The organism is Cryobacterium sp. Y62 (genome assembly GCF_002929785.1).
GTDB lineage: Bacteria > Actinomycetota > Actinomycetes > Actinomycetales > Microbacteriaceae > Cryobacterium.
In genome coordinates, this window is record NZ_PJJK01000044.1 from 1 (window position 1) to 7,358 (window position 7,358).

6 protein-coding genes and 3 pseudogenes are annotated in these 7,358 nt (G+C 61.5%); 5 read left to right on the forward strand and 4 right to left on the reverse strand.

Annotated elements, in window-relative coordinates:
- Positions 1-85: 85 nt before the first annotated feature.
- Positions 86-1,030: pseudogene (locus CXY71_RS00615) on the reverse strand (IS256 family transposase); the annotation flags it as partial.
- Between the two features lie 67 nt (positions 1,031-1,097).
- Between CXY71_RS00615 and CXY71_RS00620 the strand changes: the two are divergent.
- Positions 1,098-1,331 (forward strand): annotated as a pseudogene (locus CXY71_RS00620) (IS1380 family transposase); the annotation flags it as partial.
- Positions 1,332-1,436: 105 nt separating this feature from the next.
- Here CXY71_RS00620 and CXY71_RS00625 read toward each other — a convergent pair.
- Positions 1,437-1,628: a hypothetical protein gene (locus tag CXY71_RS00625; RefSeq protein ID WP_104133805.1), complete on the reverse strand. Its 192-nt coding sequence runs from the start codon at positions 1,626-1,628 to the stop codon at positions 1,437-1,439.
- Positions 1,629-1,926: 298 nt separating this feature from the next.
- Between CXY71_RS00625 and CXY71_RS21605 the strand changes: the two are divergent.
- The 4 genes and pseudogenes from CXY71_RS21605 to CXY71_RS00645 all read left to right on the forward strand — a co-directional run.
- Positions 1,927-2,070: pseudogene (locus tag CXY71_RS21605) on the forward strand (lipoyl synthase); the annotation flags it as partial.
- A gap of 300 nt (positions 2,071-2,370) precedes the next feature.
- Positions 2,371-4,350 (forward strand): aconitate hydratase, encoded by a 1,980-nt coding sequence (locus CXY71_RS00635; protein ID WP_104133806.1) that lies wholly within the window; start codon positions 2,371-2,373, stop codon positions 4,348-4,350.
- 376 nt (positions 4,351-4,726) lie between these two features.
- Positions 4,727-5,092, forward strand: coding sequence for a cupin domain-containing protein (locus tag CXY71_RS00640; protein ID WP_368665843.1), 366 nt, complete (start codon positions 4,727-4,729; stop codon positions 5,090-5,092).
- 568 nt (positions 5,093-5,660) lie between these two features.
- Positions 5,661-6,422, forward strand: a complete 762-nt coding sequence (locus tag CXY71_RS00645) for a succinate dehydrogenase iron-sulfur subunit (protein ID WP_104133807.1) — start codon at positions 5,661-5,663, stop codon at positions 6,420-6,422.
- An 82-nt stretch (positions 6,423-6,504) separates the two neighbouring features.
- Here the strand turns inward: CXY71_RS00645 and CXY71_RS00650 are convergent, their stop codons facing one another.
- Together CXY71_RS00650 and CXY71_RS22280 are read right to left on the reverse strand one after the other, a co-directional pair.
- Positions 6,505-6,867 (reverse strand): hypothetical protein, encoded by a 363-nt coding sequence (locus tag CXY71_RS00650; protein ID WP_104133808.1) that lies wholly within the window; start codon positions 6,865-6,867, stop codon positions 6,505-6,507.
- A gap of 224 nt (positions 6,868-7,091) precedes the next feature.
- Positions 7,092-7,223, reverse strand: coding sequence for a hypothetical protein (locus tag CXY71_RS22280; protein ID WP_255412607.1), 132 nt, complete (start codon positions 7,221-7,223; stop codon positions 7,092-7,094).
- Positions 7,224-7,358: the final 135 nt, after the last annotated feature.

Below are 7,358 nucleotides of genomic sequence, written 5' to 3' on the forward strand. Positions count from 1 at the left end.
TTTCGGGTCATGGTGTTGATCCTTCCACTGCCGGAACCGAATTCCAGCAAGTCAGGTGTCAACTAAACCTTCAGCAGTCCCGATCGTCCAATGCTGCCCGTGCGGCGTCGACGGTCGGAGCGGTGTAGATCGGTTTCACCGCTCGTTTCATCGCATCCCAATCCTTCTTCGAGGACAGCTTGAACGTGTTCCGAATGAGGTGAATGATGCACGTCTGCACCGTCGTCAACGGCCACACGTTCCCGACAACTTCCGGGAGCCCTTTCAACCCGTCACAGACCAGGAAGAACGTGTCGGTGACACCACGGTTCTTGATGTCGGTCAGGACAGACATCCAGAACTTTGCGCCCTCACCGCCGGTGCCGGCCCACAACCCGAGAATGTCTTTATCGCCATCCAAGGTCACGCCGATGGCCGCGTAGATGGGCCGGTTGGCGACCTGCCTGTCTCGGATCTTCACCACGATCGCATCTATGAAGATCGCCGCGTAGACGCCGTTCAAGGGGCGGGACTGCCACGTTTGCATCTCCTCGATCACCTTGTCCGTGATGCGAGAGATCGTCTCTTTCGAGACCTGCGCACCGTAGATCTGGTTGAAGTGCGCGCTGATCTCCCCGGTCGTGAGGCCGCGGGCATACAACGACAGCACAATCTCATCGACCCCGGTCAAACGGCGTTGTCGTTTCGGCACGATCACCGGAGTGAACGTGGCGTCCCGGTCACGAGGCACCTGGATCGTCACCGGCCCCGTCGAGGGACTGATCACCGTTTTGGGCCGGGTCCCGTTGCGCACGTTGGATTCGTCACGCTCGTCCGGCGCACGGTTCTTCTCATGACCGAGATGCTCAGTCATTTCCTCGTTCAGAGCCGTCTCCAGGAACGTTTTCGTGAACTGGCCCAGCAGCCCTTCAGGACCGTCCAGAGCCAGGCCCTGCTCCTTGGCCAGGCGCACCCATTCCTTCGCCGCCAACGCCTCACGGGTGGGCTCATTTTTCGTCTTCTTCGTCACAGCATCAAGTGTCGTCATCACGGCACCTTTCCCGCCAGACCCACGTCCAGCGCGTCAGGCCGGAAACACCGTTTAAGAGACAGTCCCCGTCCTGGCTGTCATGGCGTTTAACGTGACCCGCGCCGCCGCGACGATCGCGGGCAACGGTCTCGCCCGATCGACCACCGCAACGATCCGCCGGAAACTTGTCAGAGTCCCGGCCAGAATCTCGACCTCCGCGCGGCGCATCACCCTGCACCTGCCCGACCACTCGCCCTGGGAGAAACCCTGGACGGTCCTGTTCAACCAGAACTTCCGCCCACGACGACCCGCCCCCACCTGACCGACCAGCCGATATCGGCACCAACAGGAGCACCAGTGGAACACCCGGGCCGCGAGACCCGGACCACACCCACGCCCGAAACTCCGAAATCTCGCCAAACCGAAATCAGGATCCGATCAGAGGCCGACCGGTGGATTCAGGCTTAGTACCGGCGTACCCATAGGTGGCTGTCGCGATGGTGAGCGCCCACCCCTTCGCGATCGCTGACGTGGAAGACATGCGCCCGATCGCCGACTGGATGAATTCCAAGTGCTGCCGGCGGGCATCTGAGAAATCGAGCGATGTCTCGGCAGTCATCGTTGCTCCCTCGCCTCGCTGTGCGATTAGCCTACCGGTCGGTACCAACCCAAAGCCTCCGCGTTAAGCCCAGCGTGGGCTCCCGCGTAGCTCTAGTCCCACCTGCCACCTGCCACCTGCCACCTGCCACGCTGGGGCAATGGGGTGGAAAGAGTTCGCGGCATCCGTAATCGGATCGATTGCGTGGCCGGTCGTCGTGTTGGTCCTGGCAAATTTTCGGACGCAGATTCGTGGCTTGATTGCTCGAATGAAGAGCGTAAAGGGTGCCGGCGTTGAAGCAACGCAGATCTGCTGATTCGGGTTGCTGGTCGGTCCGCTCGTTCGATCATCGTATCGGGCAGGGAGGTTATGGGCGCAGTCCATGCAGGCAAAAGCGCGCGCGGTCCCCGATCACCTCAGACCACTGGCGAATGCTTCGCTCGGCTTCGCGCAGGCCGTCTAAAACTACTTAAAGCGGTTATGTAGGTCATGAGGATGATGCAGTTGCTGCGGTACTGGCCGAGCTGGAGGATTTCGTGGTCGGGTGTTTGCGTCGCCGCCCAAGACCCCACCCGACCGGTAGCCCGACGTTGAGAACGTGACGAAACGACAGCACGCATCCGGTCCGGACGATGTCCGTTGTCCGGGGAGGGTTAGGCCTCGGCGCCACGAGTGGCCTACCCTGGTATCAGTGGCATGCCCCGAAGGCCAATTCATACCGACGGATGTCGGCGGGCACCGCTATCGAGTAAGGGAGCTTACCGTGGCATACAACGTCGCACAGAAACTCATCGCAACACACCTGGTCTCCGGGGAGATGGTGCCGGGGACCGAAATCGGCCTGCACATCGACCAGACCCTCACCCAGGATGCGACCGGTACCCTGGTCATGCTGGAGTTGGAGGCGTTAGGACTGGATCGCGCTCGCACGGAGGTTTCCGTGCAGTACGTCGACCACAATCTGTTGCAGGCCGACAGCAAGAACGCGGAGGACCATGACTTTCTCCGCTCCGCCTGCCAACGGTTCGGCCTGTGGTTTTCGAAGGCCGGCAACGGGGTGTCACACCCTACGCACATGCAGCGCTTCGGTATCCCCGGCAAGACGATGGTCGGCTCCGACAGCCACACCCCAGCGGCCGGCTCGCTCGGGATGCTGGCCATCGGCGTCGGCGGCACCGAGGTAGCCCTGGCCATAGCCGGCGAGCCCTTGTACATCAGGATGCCCGAAATCTGGGGAGTGAAACTCACCGGACAACTGCCGCCGTGGACCAGCGCCAAAGACGTCATCCTCGAGATGCTGCGCCGGCACGGCGTCAAGGGCGGCGTCAATCGGATCGTCGAGTACTACGGCCCTGGCCTCGCAACTCTGACCGCGATGGATCGACACGTGATCGCCAATATGGGCGCCGAACTGGGCGCGACCACCACCGTTTTCCCGGCCGATGATCAAGTGCGGACCTTCCTGCGCGCCGAACAACGCGAGCAGGATTTCACCGAACTGCTCGCGGACGAAGATGCAGCCTACGACGTGACCGAGGAGATTGACCTGGCTTCGATCGTACCGTTGATCGCGCTTCCCAGCTCGCCCGGCAACGTCGTGCCGGTACGCGAAGTGGCGGGGCGCCCAGTGGAACAGGTCGTGATCGGGTCCTCCGCGAATCCCGGCCTGCGCGACTTCGCGATCGTTGCCGCGATCACGAAGGGACGCCAGTCTTTCCCCGGCCTGTCCCTCGACGTCAATCCCAGCTCCCGGCAGATTCTGCAGGATCTCACCCTCATGGGGGCCACCCTGGATCTGATCGGAACGGGCGCCCGGCTGCATCAGTCCGGCTGCATGGGCTGCATCGGCATGGGCCAAGCCCCGGCCAATGGCAGCATCAGCCTGCGCACGATGCCGCGCAACTTTCCCGGTCGCTCAGGCACCCAAGAAGACTCGGTTTACCTGTGTTCGCCGGAGACGGGAGCCGCCGCCGCGCTGACGGGACAGATCACCGACCCGCGGGACCTGCCCGAGCTCTTCGGCTTGGAATATCCCCAGATCGCACTTCCGGCGGTGTCGAGCGTGAACCTGACGATGCTCGAGAAGCCCTTACCGCCGGAGAAATCCATAGGGGTGCATCTAGTCAAGGGTGAAAACATCTCCTCGCTGCCGGTCTTCGGACCACTCGCCGAGCACATCGAGGCACCCGTCGCCCTGATCGTGGGCGATGACATCTCGACCGATGAAATCCTGCCGGCCGGTGCGCGCGTGCTCCCTTTCCGCAGCAACGTCCCCAAGCTCGCCGAGTTCACCTTCGACCAAGTCGACCCGACCTACCCGACTCGCGCTGCCCTCACCCGAGATACGACCGGCCACATGATCGTCGCGGGGGCCAATTATGGGCAGGGTTCCTCTAGAGAGCACGCCGCGATCACCCCGCGCTTCCTCGGACTGCGGGTGGTGCTGGCAGTCTCGTTCGCACGCATCCACTGGCAGAACCTCGCCAACTTCGGCGCGCTGGCGCTCCAGTTCGCGGATCCGGCCGATCACGATCGCATCGCGCAGGATGATGTGCTCGTGCTCGACGGGATCCGGGAGGCTCTCTCGAACGGAACGGAGATCCTCGTGCGCAACACAACCCGTGATGAGGTCTACTCTGTCCGCCACGAACTTTCGAACCGGCAGATCGAAATGCTCCTCGTCGGTGGCCTCATCCCGTGGCTGCGCAACCGGAGCGCGCGCGGAGCCGCCACTCCTGTATAAACCAAATAGGCCCGCGCTGTTTCATTTCGCGGCGAAATTTCGTTCTGTGACGCTCACCGTCCCGTCGCACACGTGACGGTGAGCTCCAGACGAGCCACGAGAGCGTGTTCGTCGCCGGTAGCACGCAGCCTGCCCTCTCCGGTGAAGCCGCTGGAACACCCTTCGCCATTTAAACGACCTTCAACTCAATCGCGGCACTATGCACTCGGACCGGGTAAGAAACGGAGACCTACCAGTATGAGATGCTCGAGAATCAGTGGTCTCCACGCGCTGGCAGCGTAGCCGACTCCGAACTGAGAACGGGCGCACCGACCGGCCACGCGCGGCAATCACCTCACCGTTGACACGCGCGCAGCGGTAGCGGAGCATGAGGGAAATGAAAGTTGAGACCGACATGCACAAGAAGTCGCTCACCGCACTCGTGCGCCACCATCTCAATCACGCACGGGACGCATCCAGTGGTCGCAGCGCGGAGACCGTGTACGGCGGCCACGCGCACGTCCTCCGACAAACGCTGATTGCTCTCCGTGCCGGACAACGCCTCAAAGAACACGACAACCTGGCTGAAGCGACCGTGCAGGTCCTCGAGGGGCGGGTCGTCCTCACCGCAGGTGGCGCATCGTGGTCTGGATGGCGCGGGGACCTGATCACGATGCCGCCGGGCCGTAACTCGCTGGAGGCTATCGAGGACGCGGTCATCCTGCTCACCGTAGCCAAGCTCATCGCTCCGGCGGCGTCCTGAGCCGATTGCACTCGGCCGGCCGACGGCAGATAGGACCGTCGACGGGACGGCCCCAGGGACTAAACATCGTGCTCGACGCCGTTGTGCCGGGATTCGCCCGAAATGTGATCGAACCGCACAACCCCCGCCCAACGGATGCTGGCGGAACTTCAGCAGAGCCAGCCCGACACTTTCGGCGTGAGCTACATCGAACGAAGCCCGAAGTTCTGGCGGGTGCGCTTCAGCCGCGCCTAACCCTCAGCACGATCGCGAGGTGTCCTGATCTCCGCAATGTGGCGACACGGCCCCAGCTACAAAGCGTGCAGACCCTGTGAACACGGGCGGATAAACACGTGGTTGCTGAGCAACAAGAGCACGCTCGGGTTCACAGTTGCGTCCTGTCGTTGCCGACCGGCGCCCGAGCGATTAAAGCAGTTAGCATGTTATGGGAGGACAGCGGTGGTCGTCTACGAGCGCGAATCTTCGTAACAGTGCAAACCGTACGTTTCCTTGAACCCAATCTATTTATGGAAAGTGAATCATTCCCCGGTCAAGATCACGCACTACCACCGAGGGAAAGGAAAGAGTAATGAGCACAGCCACGATCGACAACAAGCCCATCATCCCCGAAGAAATCAAGTCATTCACCGCCACGATCATTGTGCGCCGGTTCAACCCGGAGGCTGACGAAGAGCCGCACTGGCAGGACTTCGACGTGCAGCTCTACCCCTCCGACCGCCTGCTCGACGCGCTGCACAAGATCAAGTGGGAACAGGATGGCTCGTTGACCTTCCGTCGTTCCTGCGCGCACGGCGTCTGCGGCTCGGATGCCATGCGCATCAACGGCCGTAACCGTCTCGCCTGCAAGACGCTCATGAAGGACCTCGACGTCACGAAGCCCATCTACGTGGAGGCAATCAAGGGCCTGCCGCTGGAGAAGGACCTCATCGTGAACATGGAGCCGTTCTTCGACTCCTTCAAGGAAATACAGCCGTTTATGATGAACAACGGTAAGCCGGAAAAGGGCAAGGAGCGCATTCAGACGGTCGCCCAGCGCGCCCGCTTTGACGACTCCACAAAGTGCATTCTATGTGCCGCCTGCACTACCGCCTGCCCGGTGTTCTGGACCGACGGTCAGTACTTCGGTCCGGCCGCGATCGTTGCAGCACACCGCTTCATCTTCGACTCACGCGACGATGGCGCCCAAGTGCGCCTCGACATTCTCAACGACAAAGAAGGCGTGTGGCGTTGCCGCACGACCTTCAACTGCACGGATGCCTGCCCCCGCGGAATTCAGGTGACCCAAGCCATCGCCGAGGTCAAACAAGCCATCCTGACCGGCAAGGTGTAAGCACAAGTAAACCGGCGGCGCCGCATCGGGTCACGGTGCTGGCGGCTGGTCTAAGACTGAGCGGATTTGTTGATCCGTTCGTCTAGTGTGTGGTGTCCTCGGCTACGCGGTCATCTGCTGCGCGCTTCAGCTCCTCGCGCAGCTCCTGAAAGTAAGAGACTTCCTTCTCAATACTCGCGGCCTCGCGCGGTGAATATCCGGCGGCCTCCAACTCATCCCAGATTTCCGAATAGGCACGGGCATACTCGACTACAGCTGCGTAAAAAGCAGCTCTACGCGGCTCGTTCCGCTCCACGACCTCCTTGTTATCGAGGTTCCTGGCGCAAAAGTAGTTCCGGTAATCAAGTGTGCGTTTAGGCGGGGAAACTGGCTCGCACAGCTCACGAATCACTTCCGCAGCTGTCTCTAACGTCGAGCGGTTGCCCTTCAATCGATCCTTCACCACGTCAGCCCATCCTTCGCGAAGTCAATCATTCAAACCTACTCCAGCAGGCTGGCTGAGTCGGAGGCCACCCAATGTTCCAGCACGCGCAATGGAACAGACCACTGCGACAGCTGGCCCAGCTCAACAATTGGCCGCCACACCCAGGGTACTCACCGAACAACCCGCAAGAGCTTTAATCAATTCTTCGAAGGGCTGAGTCCCAAGCCGGAGCGGGAGCGAAGTATTTACAACCCCGAGTACGAGTGCAGGCCCCTGGAAAACACGTTCACGACGCCGAAGTTGAACATGACGGCGGCGAAACCGATGATTGCCAGCCAGTCCAACCAGAGGTCTAAGTAGTAATGGAACGAAAACATCCGCTAAGGGTGGGGTCGTTCAGTCTTGGCTATCCGGATCGCGCAGCGGCGGGATTAGGCCTTTTGAACGGTGATGGTCCAAGCGGCGTCGCCGACGCGGTCGAAATTGGTGACCGGGTAGCCTTCCTCCGCGGC